Origin of the sequence: Oleomonas cavernae (assembly GCF_003590945.1) — a bacterium.
Lineage (GTDB): Bacteria > Pseudomonadota > Alphaproteobacteria > Zavarziniales > Zavarziniaceae > Zavarzinia > Zavarzinia cavernae.
In genome coordinates this window covers 1162573-1174794 of record NZ_QYUK01000011.1, presented here as the reverse complement: position 1 = coordinate 1174794, position 12222 = coordinate 1162573, and the positions used below count along the sequence as shown (strand labels likewise).

The window sequence follows — 12222 nt, the reverse complement described above, 5'->3', positions numbered from 1 at the left end:
CAATCCCGACGGGAAAAAACCGGCTTTGGGCAGGGAGTTAGAGCGTTGCCAAGGCCGCCAGCACGGCCTGGCGGGAGGCGAAACTGGCGACGACATAGGCCTTGCCGATCCGGTAGCGCCCTGCCTCGTCCTGCACCAGGAAACGCTTGTTCAGCAGCGGCCCCAGCTTGCGGCGCAGGGTTTCGCGCGGGATCCCCGTCTCCTTGGCCAGGCGCAGCAGCGGCAGGCCGGCGGCATCGCCGTCGATCAGGCGGCGCATCAGCAGGCGCATCACCGCCCCCTGCTCGTCGCCGCCGTGCAAACGCAATCGCTCAGTGGCGATCAGATCCAGGACATCGAGCAGGCGGCGAATGTCCTCGTTCTGCCGGCCATCGATGGCCAGATCGGCAAGGGTCGCCGCGCCGTCGCTCATCGCCAAGCGCGCCCTAGCCGGCCGCGACCACCCGGTTGCGGCCCTCCGCCTTGGCGCGGTAGAGGGCGGCGTCAGCCCGGCGCAGGAGGCCGGCGGCATCCTCGGCATATTGAAGCTGGGCGATGCCGGCGCTGGTGGTCACGGTCAATTCGACCGCGTCCGTCACGCTGAAGGGCTCGCGCGCCGTGATCCGCAACAGGCGCTGCGCGATCAAGGTGGCCTCCTCCAGGTCGACCTCGGGCATGATGACCACGAATTCCTCGCCGCCGATGCGCGCGACGATGTCGACGCCCCGGACATTCAGGCGAATCCGCTGGGCGATCTGCTTGAGGACGACGTCGCCGCCGGCATGGCCGTAGGTATCGTTGACCGCCTTGAAATGATCGATGTCCAGCAGCACGGCGGTCAGCGGGCGATGCTGGAGCTGGGCCTGGCTCACCCGCTGGGCCAGGTGACCGTCGAGATAGCGGCGATTGTGCAGGCCGGTCAGCGGATCGATCACCGCCATCTCGACCGACAGGATCATGGTTTCGCGCAGCCGGTCCTGGAACCGCTTGCGGCGAAGCTGCGAATTCACCCGCGCCAGGATCTCGGCCCGGTCGACCGGCTTGGTGACATAGTCGTTCACGCCCAGTTCGAAGGCCTTGAGCAGCGAGCGGTTGTCGCCGCTACGCGACAGCACCAGCACCGGCGTCTGGCGCAACCGCTCGGACGAGCGCATCAGGGCACACAGGCGCAGGCCGTCGGTCGCCTCCAAGGTCAGGCTGACGATCACCAGGTCCCATTCCCGCCCGTTGATGGTGGCGGGGGCGGCATCGATATCGCTCAGCACCACCAGGCCGCGCTGCTGGCGCAGGGCCTTGGCGATCTGGTCGACGCTTTGCGGGTCGTCCTCGATGACCAGGATCGCGGCGTCGAGCTGCCGGGCGGCATCGAGGGCCGGATCGCTGGGGGCAAGGCCCAGGGCCAGGCTGGTCGATTCACGCACGCGCAATTCGTCGAACATGGTCTTGAGGCGAACCAGGTTGCGCACCCGGGCGAACAGGGCGACATCATTGGCCGGCTTGGTCAGGAAATCGTCGGCCCCCGCCTCCAGCCCGGTGATCCGATCCGACGGGTGATCGAGGCCGGTTACCATCACCACGGGGATATGAGCGGTACGCGGATCGGCCTTCAGCCGCCGGCAAACCTCGAAGCCGTCCAGGTCCGGCATCATCACGTCGAGCAGGACGATGTCCGGGTTCTCGTTTATCGCCTTGTCCAGGGCCTCTTGGCCGCTGCCCGCCAGGATGACCTCGAAATATTCCGAGATCAGCTTGGCTTCCAGGACCTTGCGGATGACGTAGACGTCGTCGACCACGAGCACTTTCGCTGTCATCGCCGCCTCGTGTAGCCTTCCGTCGATCCCGCGCCCGGGGGATTTTGCAGTTGTCGGGATAATACCAGGACCGGTCGCCCCCCTGGCCCCTTGGCTTACAGTAACTCGGCGACGAATCGAATAGGCAAGACTGGTTAATAGTAGGAAATGATGAAACGGGAACGCGCGGAAACGATCGGCCTGATGGCCCTTGCCCATTTGGCAACCCATGAGGATCTGCTGCACCGCTTTTTGGGCGAATCGGGCATGAATGGCGATGATCTGCGTCGTGCCGCCGGCGACCCCGCAACTCTCGGCGGTGTCCTGGATTTCCTGCTCGGGGACGAGGCGCGCGTCCTGGCCTTTGCCGCCGCCGCCGGCCTTGCGCCGGACGAGGCGCTGCGCGCCCGTTATGCCTTGCCGGGCGGCAGCCCCGGCGACCGTGGAGCCCTGTGATGCCCGAAATTCATGTCAATGTCCGCCCCCAGCTCGACCAGCTCACCCTGGTGGCGGGCCGCCCGCTGGTGGTCACCGATGCCGACGAGGTGCTGTTCCTGTTCCTCGAGGGCTTCGAGGCCTATCTCGAGGATAACGGCCACTACCTGGATCTCTCCTCCTTCGCCCTGGTCGGCAACATCAAGGTCAGCGAGACCGAGGAGATGGCCCCGGTCGAGGTGGCCAAGGCCCTGCTCGACGGCTTCTTCCGGGAACGCACCGAAACCATGACCCCGGTACCGGGCGCCGCCGCCGCCCTGGCGGCCCTGGCCGAACGGGCGCAGATCGTGGTGCTGTCCAACCTGCCCGATTCATCGAAGGTGGCGCGGGAAAAGGCCCTGGCCCTGGCGGGCATGCCCTATCCGGTGATCGCCAATGTCGGACCCAAGGGTGCCGCCGTCCGCCACATGGCCGAGCGGGTGCAGGCGCCGGTGTTCTTCCTCGACGACATTCCGCACAACCACACCTCGGTCGCCCATGTCGCCCCCGATGTGCAGCGCCTGCACTTCGTCGCCGATCCCAGGCTTGCCCGCCTGATCGGCCCGGCCGAACACTGCCACCACCGCGTCGACGATTGGGACGAGGCGCGTCGCCTGATCGAACGCGAGCTGACCAGCATGGGCTGGTGAACCATGGTGGGCCTGCGCTATGGCATCGACCTCGGCGGCACCAAGACCGAGATCCTGGCGCTCGATGCCGACGGCGCCGAGCGCCTGCGCCAGCGGGCGCCGACCCCGCGCGGCGACTACCAGGCGATCGTGCAGCATCTGGCCCGCATGGTGCACGCGGCCGATGCCGCCCTGGGCCGGGCCGGCACGGTCGGCATCGGCATCCCCGGCGCCCTGTCACCGCTAAGCGGCACGGTCAAACATGCCAATACCACGGAATTGAACGGCCACGATTTCAACGGCGATCTGGCGGCAGCCATCGGCCGGCCGGTGCGCCTGGCCAACGACGCCGACTGCTTCGCCCTGTCGGAAGCGACAGACGGGGCGGGGGCTGGCGCCCGATCAGTCTTCGGGGCAATTCTGGGTACCGGCACCGGCGGCGGCATCGTGGTCAACGGGCAATTGCTGGCCGGGCCCAATGCCCTGGCCGGGGAATGGGGGCACATTCCCCTGCCCTGGCCCCGCGACGACGAACGCCCGGGCCTGCCCTGCTATTGCGGCAAGTCCGGCTGCCTGGAGACCTTCATCTCCGGCACCGGCTTCGCCAGCGACCACAACCGCACGAACGGCACGGCCTTGAAGGGGCCGGAGATCGTCGCCGCGGCGCTGGCCGGCGAAGCGGCAGCCGTGGCGAGCCTCGAGCGCTATGTCGACCGCCTGGCGCGCGCGCTGGCCGTGATCATCAATGTCATCGACCCGCATGTCATCGTGCTGGGCGGCGGCATGTCGAATGTCACCCGCCTCTACGAGGCGCTGCCGGCGCTGCTGGACACATACGTATTCTCGGATAAATGCGTGACACCGATCCGCCGCGCCACCCACGGAGATTCCTCGGGCGTGCGCGGCGCGGCGCGGCTGTGGTAGCTCAGCAGTCGGGCTTGGGCAGGGCGTCGAGCTCGGACAGTACCGCTTCGATGGAAAAATCGCCGTAGTCGAGCTGCATGTCGCTGGACACGCCGTTGGCATAGAGGCGGAAGCCGACTTCGTATTCCGGCAGTTCCTCGATCGAGCCGGTCGGGTAGAAGGCAATGCGCACCGGCCAGGACTGCAGGTCGCGCAACAGGTCGAGGCCCTTGCCCTTCAGCGACACCGGCGTGACCGAGCCCGAACGCCCGATGGCACCGACCACGTCATAGGTCAGTTCCTCGCCCGAGCCGTCGAACAACTGACCCGACAGAATGGGCTTGGACGCCTGGGCCGCGTGGATCAACTGGATCGTGTGCATCGAGGGGAACAAGGTCCCGGCGGGCAGCTTCTTCACCGTGTCTTCCGGCTTGGTATAATGGGCCTCGCCGCTGCCGTCGGGGCCGAGTTGGGCGCTGCCCTCGAAGGCCTCGTTCTCTTCGCCGTTGACGATGTGCCGGGTGGCGAAGCGGAAGCGCTTGCCGTCGGTCGCCTCCCAGTTGGCGACGCGGAAATCGGTGACGGTCGCCCCGCCCTCGCCGTCGCCCAGGCGCATCTGCAGGCGCTGGTTCAGCGAGTAGCCGTCGCAGGTGTCGGTGAATTCGATGACCATCCGGCCATCCGCCATGGCCACGCCCGAGCCGTTCTCGGAGCGGCCCAGATGCAAGTCATAGATCGCGCGATGGCCCAGCAGCCGCTGACCCTCGGCCAGCGGCATCGGCGCCGAGGCTACCGGCTCGACGGCGCCGGGCACCGTCGCCCCCGCCGTCACGGTCGTGCCGGTTACCGGCCCGGTCTGCGCGCTACTGGCGGCCACGGACTCTTCGCCGCCGACGAAAGCCCAGCGAATCAGAAAAAACACGGCGACCAATGCGGTCGTCAGCACTAGCGCCCGGCGCAGCATTCGGCCGTTACCTCCCACCCGAATCGGGTGCCAAGCAAATATGACATGGATGATCCGGCGACAAGAATGCGGCCATAGTTAGACTTGCCGTGATTACGCGACTGTGGCGGGTCTGCCACCCCCTATGCTGGAACATTGCCGCCCGCTTGTCACCCCGGCCGCGTCGCCCGGGCGTCGAGATCACGCAGAACCCCGGCCAGGCGGGCGACGCCGGCCTCGATTGCCGCGACGTCGACAGCGGCAAAGCCGAGCTGCAGGCCCGAGGGGGCGGACGGGCCGATGGCTGCCCGGGACAGGGCCGGGGCGACGATTCCAGCGCCGGCCGCCGCCGCCGCGGCGGCGCGATCGTCCAGGCGGTGCAGGCGCAGGGCGACCTGGATCCCGGCCTCGGCCCGCATGATGCTGCCCAGGCCGCCCAGGCTGCGGCCGCAGGCCTCGATCAGCGCGGCACGCCGTTCGGCATAGATCGGCTTGAGCTTGCGCAGGTGGGCGGCGAAATGCCCGTCGGCGATGAAATCGGCCAGCGTCGCCTGGATCAGCGGCGGCGGGGCCTGGCCGGTATGGCGCAGGGCGATCGCCGCCTGGGCGGCCAGCGGCTGCGGCAGCAGGGCAAAGCCGACGCGCAGGGCCGGCGCCAACGCCTTGCCCAATGTACCGATGTAAATTACACGCCCGCCGGAATCGAGGTTGTGCAGGGGCGCCAGCGGCGGCCCGTCGAAGCGGAACTCGCTGTCGTAGTCATCCTCGATCACCCAGGCGCCAGCCGCTTCCGCCGCGGCCAGCAGGGCGAGGCGGCGCGGCAGGCTCATGGCGACACCGGTCGGGTACTGGTGCGACGGCGTGACATAGACCAGCCGGGGCCGGGCCTCGCGCGCCGTCGCGTCGTCGACGCGCAAGCCCTCCTCGTCCACCGGCACCGGCACCAGGCGCAGGCCGGCGGCGGTGAAAGCCCCCCGCGCGCCGAGATAGCCCGGATCCTCGATCCACACGGGATCGCCGACATCACAAAGCAGCCGGGCGACGAAATCCAGGGCGCCCTGCGCGCCGGTGGTAATCACCACGGTTGCGGGATCGGCGACGATGCCGCGGCTGTCGGCCAGATGCCGGGCGATCGCCTCGCGCAGGGGCGGCCAGCCCTGGGCATGGCCGAAGCCCAGCAAGGCGGCGCTGGACTGGCGCAGGCGGCGCGCCACCAGACGCGCCCACAGGTCGCCTGGAAAGAGATCGAGCGCCGGCAGCCCCGGCACGAAAGGCCCGGACTTGTCGCCGGTCCCGCGGTCGATCGCGGCCAGGGCCGCCCCGCGGGCGGACAGGGCGCCGGTCGCCGGCTTCTGCGCCCGATGGCGCAAGAGCAGGGCTGAATCGATGCGCGCCACGACGGTGCCCGCGGCCCCGCGCGCCTCGACGAAGCCATCGGCCGCCAGCCGCTCGAACACCGCGATCACGGTGTTGCGGCCCAGGTCCAGTTGCCCGGCCAGGCGCCGGCTGGCCGGCAGCCTGGCCCCGGGGCAAGGCGGCCGGCCAGAATCGCGGCCCGCAGCGCTTCGTAAAGCTGCCGGGTCAGGGGCACAGGCCCGTCCCGGTCGAGCGAACCGGCAATCGCGTCGATGAGGGCTGTCGCCATCTTGGTTCCCCGTTTCGACCGATCTTGGACCTTTTCGCAGAACCACGGCAAGGCCAAGCTGGCGGTCGCCAGGAGGCAACCATGACCCTGATCGATGAAACCGACACCAGCACCTTCCCCCGCACGCCGCGCAACACGGTGCGCCGCCTGCCCGCCCGCGCCGCCTACGACCGCAACTCGGTCGCGGCCATCCTGGACGAGGGGCTGGTGGCCCATATCGGCTTCGCCGGCGACAGGGGCCAGCCCTTCGTGTTGCCCACGGCCTATGCCCGCCTGGGAGACAAGGTGATCGTCCACGGCTCGGTCATCAGCCGGATGATGAAGGTGTTGTCGACGGGGGTGCCGATGTGCCTGACCGTCACCCTGATCGACGGCCTGGTGCTGGCGCGCTCCGCCTTCCATCACTCGATGAACTACCGCTCGGTCACCGTGTTCGGTGAGGCGGTGCTGGTCACCGATCCGGGCGAGAAGGCAGCGGCGTTGAAGGGCCTGACGGACAAGCTGACCAACGGCGGCCGCTGGGACGACCTGCGCCCCGTTACGTCCAAGGAAGTGGCCGCGACCACGGTGCTGGCCCTGCCCCTGGCCGAGGCGGTGGCCAAGAGCCGGTCCGGCCCGCCCAAGGATGATGCCGAGGACATGAACTGGCCGGTCTGGGCCGGCGTGGTGCCGCTGTCGCTGGTCAAGGGCGAGCCGATCACGGACCAGGCCTGATAACGGAAACCCCGGACACGGCGGAACCGTGCCCGGGGCCCATGGGAGCGGCGGTACTCAGTCGCCCTTCATGTAGATGCTGCGGCGCGGACGCGAAATCACCCGTTCCACCATGGGGCGGAAGGCTTCGAGCGGCATCGCCTCGAAGCTGGGATCGAAACAGTTCTGGTCGAACTTGGCGCAGAACTCGGCCGTGTGTTCGAAGTGCGGGTGGCCCCGGAACTTCTCGCGCATGTCGCGGTCGAGGCCCAGGTAGTGGAAGAAATAGTAACCCTGGAAGATGCCGTGTTTCTCGACCATCCAGTGGTTGGCCTCGGACACGAAGGGCTTCAGCACGGCGGCCGCGATATCGGCGTGGTTGAAGCTGCCCAGCATGTCGCCCATGTCGTGGAACAGGGCGCAGACGACGTATTCCTCGTCCTTGCCGGCCTGGTGGGCCATGGTCGCCGATTGCAGGCTGTGCTCCAGCCGGTCGATGGCGAAGCCGCCGGCCTCGTCCTTCAGCAGCTTCAGGTGGTCGAGCAGGCGCCCGGCCTGGGCCGCCTGGAACGGCAGTTCGTGGGTGATGATGGCAGCCCAGTCATCCTGGGTGCCATGCTCCATCGCGTGGAACTTGGCGCGTGGCGCTTCGATGCCGCCGTCATGGGCCATGGCGATGCTCCTTCAGTTGCGGAAGCCGGGATCGATGCGGTCGAGCTTGCGCAGCAGCCCGCCCCAACCCAGGTGAGCGATGCCGGCGATGCCGCGGCCCTGTTCGGCCGTGGTCTTCTTCACCGAGGCCGGCGGGTCGACATAGGCGCTGCCGCCGGCAAGTGCCGCCACCTGCTGGGCGCAGGCGCGCTCGAGGAAGAAGATGCGGGTGAAGGCCTCGGCGCAATCCTGGCCGACCGCCAGGGTGCCGTGGTTGCGCAGCAGCATCATGTTCTTGGTGCCGATGTCGGCGACCAGACGCTCGCGCTCGTCGAGGTTCAGGGCGATGCCCTCGTAGTCGTGATAGGCGAGGTCTTCGACCAGCGACATGGCGTTCTGGGTGATCGGCAGCAGGCCGTGCTGCTGGGCCGAGACGCCGACCCCGGCATCGGTGTGCAGGTGCAGGACGCAGCCCGCATCCTCGCGCGCGCCGTGGATGGCCGAATGGATGGTGTAGCCGGCCGGATTGATGAAGTGCTCGGTCTCCATAAGGATGTGGCCGGCGAGGTCGACCTTCACCAGGCTCGAGGCGGTGATTTCCTCGAACATGTAGCCGTAAGGGTTGATCAGGAAGTGATGGTCCGAATTGGGCACCCGGGCCGAGATGTGGGTGAAGATCAGGTCGTCCCAGCCATAGTGGGCGACGAGGCGATAGGTGGCGGCAAGATCGACCCGGACCTGCCATTCCTCGGGGCTGACCAGGTCCCGCACGCTGGAACCGGTCTTCTTGAGCGCAACCGTCGACATATGACTCCTCCCGCCAGGGACGCCGTGCGTCCGTGATCACATTTACCTTGTACGCCTGACCATCCCATTAGAATGTCAACAAGTTGACATTCTGCGCCGGGAGCATCGCCCTTGCCCTTCGACATCGGCCGGGCCGAACGCCTGCTGAGCCAGCGCGGCTGGCTCGCTGAACAGCCCGCCGACCTGCGCCGGCGCCTGCTGGCCGCCGCCCGCGTGATCGAACGGCGGCCGGGCGAAAGCGTCTACACCATAGGCGATCCGGCCGACGGCCTCTATGCCCTGCTCTCGGGCCGGATGAAATTCGTCAACTACCTGGCCAACGGCCGCGAGGTGGGCACCTGGGTGACCGAACCGGTGGATTGGTTCGGCGAGGTTTCCATGTTCGACGGCCTGCCCCGGCGGCAAAGCACCCTGGCTCTCGACCCGTCCGTCATCTTGCATCTGCCGGTCGCCGGCTTCAACGCCATCGTCGAGGCCGAGCCGCGCTATTGGCGTAACTTCGGCATCATCCTGTCCCAGCACCTGCGCACCGCCCTGCACTATCTCGAGGACGTGGCGACCGAGCCCAGCCACATCCGCATCGGCCGGCTGTTGCTGATTATGGCGACCGGCGAAAGCGAGAAGGAGCCGGCCCCCGGGGCGGTCGTCGAAATCAACCAGGAGGACCTGGCGACGACCACCGGCATGTCGCGGCAAAGCGCCAACAAGGCGCTGAAGCGGCTGGAAGATGCCGGCCTGATCGAGCGACGATATGGCGCGGTCATCCTGGCCGATCCCATCGGATTGGCCAATGTCGGGCGATAATATTTCCGGCGATTTCCCCCGCGGCTGAAAATATTGGCAATTTGTGTGATAGTATTCCCGCCTTGGCGCATCGCCGCCTCAATTGGACCGGGTTAGGACATTGACGTTGAAAATTATCGAAATGCTGCCGGGGATGGACGACAAGTCGCTGCAGAACCTGTTCGACAACACCACGCGTATCATCGCCGAGAACAAGGGCAAGATGCTGGCCCAGGCTGCCGAAGTGTTGCCGGCCGTCGTCGCCGAACGCGCGCGCCGCAAGGAAGCCGCCAGCACCATCCTGGCCGAACGCGCCAAGGTCCGCGCCGCCGAACGCGCCCGGACCAAGCCCGCCGCCGCACCGAAGAAAAAGGCCAAAGCGGCGGAGGAGCAGGAGGCGGTCTGACCGCTTGGCAGGCCGCCGTCACGGCTGGGCTTCAGGGCTTGGGCGCCCCTTCCTGCCTGAACGGATCGGCCTTCGCGAACGCCGCCTGGGCCTCGCAGAGCGCGACGATGCCGTCGATCAGGGGAATGTCGGGCACCACGATCTTGAAGACGCGGGTCACCACGACGATGCTCAACAGGCAGATGTCGGCCATCGTCACCGTGTCGCCGTGGCAGTAGGTGCCGGTCGCGGCATCGGCCGCCAGCCGCCGCTCCACCGCCTGCAGGCCGGTGCTGAACCATTGGATCTGCCAGGCGCGCCAGGCGGCATCGTCGAAGCCGCCGGTGGTGGTCAGGTATTTGCGCACCCTGGGCGTGATCAGCGGGTGGGTATCGGCCGCCAGCATCGCCGCGATCGAGCGCACCCGCGCCCGGCCATGGGGATCGGCGGGCAGCAAGGCCGGCTCGGGCGCTGTCTCTTCCAGGAATTCGAGGATCGCCAGTGACTGGGTCAGCGGCGGCTGGCCCGGCGCGATCAGGGCCGGGATCGCCCCCAGGGGATTGATCTTGAGGAAGGCCTCGCTGCGCTGTTCGCCCGCGTCCAGGTTGACGATGCGCTCGTGCGCCTCAAGGCCCTTGAGATTGAGGGCGACCCGCACCCGGTAGGTCGCCGAGGTGCGCCAATAGGCATAGAGCTCGAAGGGCGGTGTCCCGGTCATGGCAGTTCTCCTGTGCCCATGGGCCGCGACCCTGGATCACATCGCGGCCCAAGACAACGGGGATCTAGGCCACCACCATGCGGGGCTTCAGCAGGTCCTCGAGGCCGATGCGGCGGAACATTTCCGCGCGCACCCGGTCGGCCACGCCGTTGACGATCTCGGCGCCGTCCTGCGACGGGTCGATGTGGACCCGGAACGGCCGCTGGCCGAACGGCGTATCGACCACCGTGACGATCGCCTTCGCCACCTCGGCCACGTCCGCATCGGCGGGCTCGAGTGCCGCAAGGCCCTGCAGCGCCTTGTCCGGCACGCCGGCATAGGGGCCCTCGTTGTATTCGTCGGCCCGCGCCGTGTCGGCCGGGGCGCCCGAATGGGCGAAGTGGTTGGTGCCCTTGGTGAAGGCGCCGGGCACCACGATCGAGGTCTCGATGCCCCAGCGGGTCAGTTCGCTGGCATAGGAGACGGCGAGCGAGTCCATCGCCGCCTTGGCCGCGAAATAGGGCGAGAGGTAGGGCGGCGTGCCACCCCGGGTGCTGCTGGACGAGACCCAGACCACCAATCCCCGGCCCTGTTTGCGCAACTGCGGCAGGGCCGCGCGGTTGACCCGCTGGGTGCTCAGCACGTTGATGTCGTAGAGTTGAGCAAACTGCTCCGGCGTGAAGGCTTCCGCCGGGCCGAAGGACATGTGACCCGCGTTGTGCACCACCACGTCGAGGCGGCCGTTGTCCGCGATGATCCGGGCGATGCCCGCATTAACCGAGGCATCGGCGGCGACGTCCAGTTCCACGGTGCGCAGGTCGACGCCATGCTGGGCCGCATAGCGTGCCACCTCGGCGACCTGTGGGGCGTTGCGCCCCTCGGTCTCGCGCATGGTGGCATAGACGGTGTGGCCGGCATGGGCCAGGGCGCGGGCGGTAAGCGCGCCAAAGCCGCTGGAGGCGCCGGTGACGACGATAACCTGTTTCATGATCTCTCTCCTGTATCGCGATGGGTTGCAAGGAATTTCAGGTTACGGGATCAGATGATCCCACCGTTCACGCGCAGGGTCTGGCCGTTGACCCAGGCGCCATCCGGGCCGGCCAGGAAGGCGACGGCATTGGCGATGTCCGCGGGCTCGCCCAGGCGCTCCAGGGGGCCAGCCTGGCCAGACGGTCGACCACCTCCGGCGGCTTGCCGTTGAGGAACAGGTCGGTGGCGGTCGGGCCCGGCGCCACCGCATTGACGGTGATCGAGCGGCCGCGCAGTTCCTTGGTCAGCACGCCGGTGATCGCCTCGATCGCCGCCTTGGTCCCGGCATAGACGCCGTAGGTGGGCTGCAGCAGGCCGACGACGCTGGACGAGAAATTGATGATCCGGCCGCCGTTGCGCAGCCGGCGGGCCGCCTCGCGCAGGGTGTTGAAACTGCCCTTCAGGTTGATCGCGATCAGCCGGTCGAAAGCGGCGTCGTCGGTCTCGGCGATGCTGGCCAGGGTCATGATGCCGGCATTGTTGACCAGCACGTCGACCCCGCCGAAGGCCGTCTGCGCCGCTTCGAACATGCGGGCGACCGCCTGGGCGTCCGAGACGTCGGCCTTGACGCTCAGGGCGCGGCCGCCGGCCGCCTCGATCTTGCGCACCAGCGCATCGGCCGGAGCGGCATCGCCCGAGTAGTTGATGACGGTAGTGAAGCCGTCCGCCGACAGTCGTGCCGCCACCGCGGCGCCGATGCCGCGCGAGGCGCCGGTGACGATCGCGACCTTGTTGCTGTCCTGGTTCATCGCTCTTCTCCTGAAGGCCGTTCGGGCGAGATGTCCGCTGCCGATGGGGAGAAGATGGCCCTTTC

At 68.0% G+C, this 12222-nt stretch carries 16 protein-coding genes and 1 pseudogene; 6 read left to right on the top strand and 11 right to left on the bottom strand.

The window, feature by feature from the left end:
• Positions 1-37: 37 nt before the first annotated feature.
• Entirely contained in the window at positions 38-412 is a 375-nt protein-coding gene (locus tag D3874_RS09330) for an IclR family transcriptional regulator (RefSeq protein ID WP_119777846.1), read from the bottom strand.
• 13 nt (positions 413-425) lie between these two features.
• Complete coding sequence (locus tag D3874_RS09325) at positions 426-1790, bottom strand: PleD family two-component system response regulator (protein ID WP_119777845.1); 1365 nt, start codon at positions 1788-1790, stop codon at positions 426-428.
• Between the two features lie 150 nt (positions 1791-1940).
• On the opposite strand from D3874_RS09325, the gene D3874_RS09320 reads away from it, so the two are divergent.
• Genes D3874_RS09320 through D3874_RS09310 form a run of 3 tightly spaced genes read left to right on the top strand, consistent with a single transcriptional unit; the run spans position 1941 to position 3796 of the window.
• The gene (locus D3874_RS09320; protein ID WP_119782228.1) at positions 1941-2225 is read left to right on the top strand and encodes a DUF3572 domain-containing protein; all 285 of its coding nucleotides are present in this window, start codon (positions 1941-1943) and stop codon (positions 2223-2225) included.
• Positions 2225-2893: an HAD family hydrolase gene (locus D3874_RS09315; RefSeq protein WP_119777844.1), complete on the top strand. Its 669-nt coding sequence runs from the start codon at positions 2225-2227 to the stop codon at positions 2891-2893. Before D3874_RS09320 ends, D3874_RS09315 begins: the two co-directional genes overlap by 1 nt.
• A gap of 3 nt (positions 2894-2896) precedes the next feature.
• On the top strand, positions 2897-3796 hold the full coding sequence (locus D3874_RS09310) for an ROK family protein (protein ID WP_456306402.1): 900 nt from the start codon (positions 2897-2899) through the stop codon (positions 3794-3796).
• A 1-nt stretch (position 3797) separates the two neighbouring features.
• On the opposite strand, the gene D3874_RS09305 is transcribed toward D3874_RS09310, so the two are convergent.
• The 3 genes from D3874_RS09305 to D3874_RS30150 form a co-directional block, all read right to left on the bottom strand.
• Positions 3798-4652, bottom strand: a complete 855-nt coding sequence (locus tag D3874_RS09305) for a cell envelope integrity EipB family protein (RefSeq protein ID WP_158595916.1) — start codon at positions 4650-4652, stop codon at positions 3798-3800.
• A gap of 236 nt (positions 4653-4888) precedes the next feature.
• Positions 4889-6199, bottom strand: coding sequence for a MocR-like pyridoxine biosynthesis transcription factor PdxR (gene pdxR, locus D3874_RS09300; RefSeq protein WP_233560183.1), 1311 nt, complete (start codon positions 6197-6199; stop codon positions 4889-4891).
• Positions 6181-6363, bottom strand: a complete 183-nt coding sequence (locus D3874_RS30150; protein ID WP_233560315.1) for a hypothetical protein — start codon at positions 6361-6363, stop codon at positions 6181-6183. The genes pdxR and D3874_RS30150 overlap by 19 nt, the downstream gene beginning before the upstream one ends.
• An 81-nt stretch (positions 6364-6444) precedes the next feature.
• On the opposite strand from D3874_RS30150, the gene D3874_RS09295 reads away from it, so the two are divergent.
• Positions 6445-7077: a pyridoxamine 5'-phosphate oxidase family protein gene (locus D3874_RS09295; RefSeq protein ID WP_119777841.1), complete on the top strand. Its 633-nt coding sequence runs from the start codon at positions 6445-6447 to the stop codon at positions 7075-7077.
• 57 nt (positions 7078-7134) lie between these two features.
• Here D3874_RS09295 and D3874_RS09290 read toward each other — a convergent pair whose 3' ends face one another.
• A complete protein-coding gene (locus tag D3874_RS09290; RefSeq protein WP_119777840.1) occupies positions 7135-7728 on the bottom strand; it encodes an HD domain-containing protein in 594 nt (197 codons plus the stop codon).
• Between the two features lie 12 nt (positions 7729-7740).
• A complete protein-coding gene (locus D3874_RS09285) occupies positions 7741-8514 on the bottom strand; it encodes a class II aldolase/adducin family protein (RefSeq protein WP_119777839.1) in 774 nt (257 codons plus the stop codon).
• A 111-nt stretch (positions 8515-8625) separates the two neighbouring features.
• On the opposite strand from D3874_RS09285, the gene D3874_RS09280 reads away from it, so the two are divergent.
• Both D3874_RS09280 and D3874_RS09275 read left to right on the top strand, forming a co-directional pair.
• Positions 8626-9318 carry a Crp/Fnr family transcriptional regulator gene (locus tag D3874_RS09280; RefSeq protein WP_119777838.1) on the top strand — a complete coding sequence of 231 codons (693 nt, stop codon included), beginning with the start codon at positions 8626-8628 and terminating at the stop codon, positions 9316-9318.
• Positions 9319-9424: 106 nt separating this feature from the next.
• The gene (locus D3874_RS09275; RefSeq protein WP_147385594.1) at positions 9425-9703 is read left to right on the top strand and encodes a hypothetical protein; all 279 of its coding nucleotides are present in this window, start codon (positions 9425-9427) and stop codon (positions 9701-9703) included.
• 31 nt (positions 9704-9734) lie between these two features.
• Here D3874_RS09275 and maiA read toward each other — a convergent pair whose 3' ends face one another.
• From maiA to D3874_RS09260, 4 genes and pseudogenes are all read right to left on the bottom strand, one after another.
• Entirely contained in the window at positions 9735-10400 is a 666-nt protein-coding gene (gene maiA, locus D3874_RS09270) for a maleylacetoacetate isomerase (protein ID WP_119777836.1), read from the bottom strand.
• A gap of 64 nt (positions 10401-10464) precedes the next feature.
• On the bottom strand, positions 10465-11367 hold the full coding sequence (locus D3874_RS09265; RefSeq protein WP_119777835.1) for an SDR family oxidoreductase: 903 nt from the start codon (positions 11365-11367) through the stop codon (positions 10465-10467).
• A 50-nt stretch (positions 11368-11417) separates the two neighbouring features.
• On the bottom strand, positions 11418-11504 hold the full coding sequence (locus tag D3874_RS32390; RefSeq protein ID WP_456306442.1) for a hypothetical protein: 87 nt from the start codon (positions 11502-11504) through the stop codon (positions 11418-11420).
• 68 nt (positions 11505-11572) lie between these two features.
• Positions 11573-12157, bottom strand: a pseudogene (locus D3874_RS09260) (SDR family NAD(P)-dependent oxidoreductase); the annotation flags it as partial.
• Positions 12158-12222: the final 65 nt, after the last annotated feature.

Coding starts and splice junctions, on each gene's coding strand:
- maiA (WP_119777836.1), bottom strand. CDS start 10,400: ATGACCGGGACACCGCCCTTCGAGCTCTATGCCTATTGGCGCACCTCG.
- D3874_RS09320 (WP_119782228.1), top strand. CDS start 1,941: ATGAAACGGGAACGCGCGGAAACGATCGGCCTGATGGCCCTTGCCCAT.
- D3874_RS09310 (WP_456306402.1), top strand. CDS start 2,897: ATGGTGGGCCTGCGCTATGGCATCGACCTCGGCGGCACCAAGACCGAG.
- D3874_RS09315 (WP_119777844.1), top strand. CDS start 2,225: ATGCCCGAAATTCATGTCAATGTCCGCCCCCAGCTCGACCAGCTCACC.
- D3874_RS30150 (WP_233560315.1), bottom strand. CDS start 6,363: ATGGCGACAGCCCTCATCGACGCGATTGCCGGTTCGCTCGACCGGGAC.
- D3874_RS09285 (WP_119777839.1), bottom strand. CDS start 8,514: ATGTCGACGGTTGCGCTCAAGAAGACCGGTTCCAGCGTGCGGGACCTG.
- D3874_RS09290 (WP_119777840.1), bottom strand. CDS start 7,728: ATGGCCCATGACGGCGGCATCGAAGCGCCACGCGCCAAGTTCCACGCG.
- D3874_RS09325 (WP_119777845.1), bottom strand. CDS start 1,790: ATGACAGCGAAAGTGCTCGTGGTCGACGACGTCTACGTCATCCGCAAG.
- D3874_RS09330 (WP_119777846.1), bottom strand. CDS start 412: ATGAGCGACGGCGCGGCGACCCTTGCCGATCTGGCCATCGATGGCCGG.
- D3874_RS09265 (WP_119777835.1), bottom strand. CDS start 11,367: ATGAAACAGGTTATCGTCGTCACCGGCGCCTCCAGCGGCTTTGGCGCG.
- D3874_RS09295 (WP_119777841.1), top strand. CDS start 6,445: ATGACCCTGATCGATGAAACCGACACCAGCACCTTCCCCCGCACGCCG.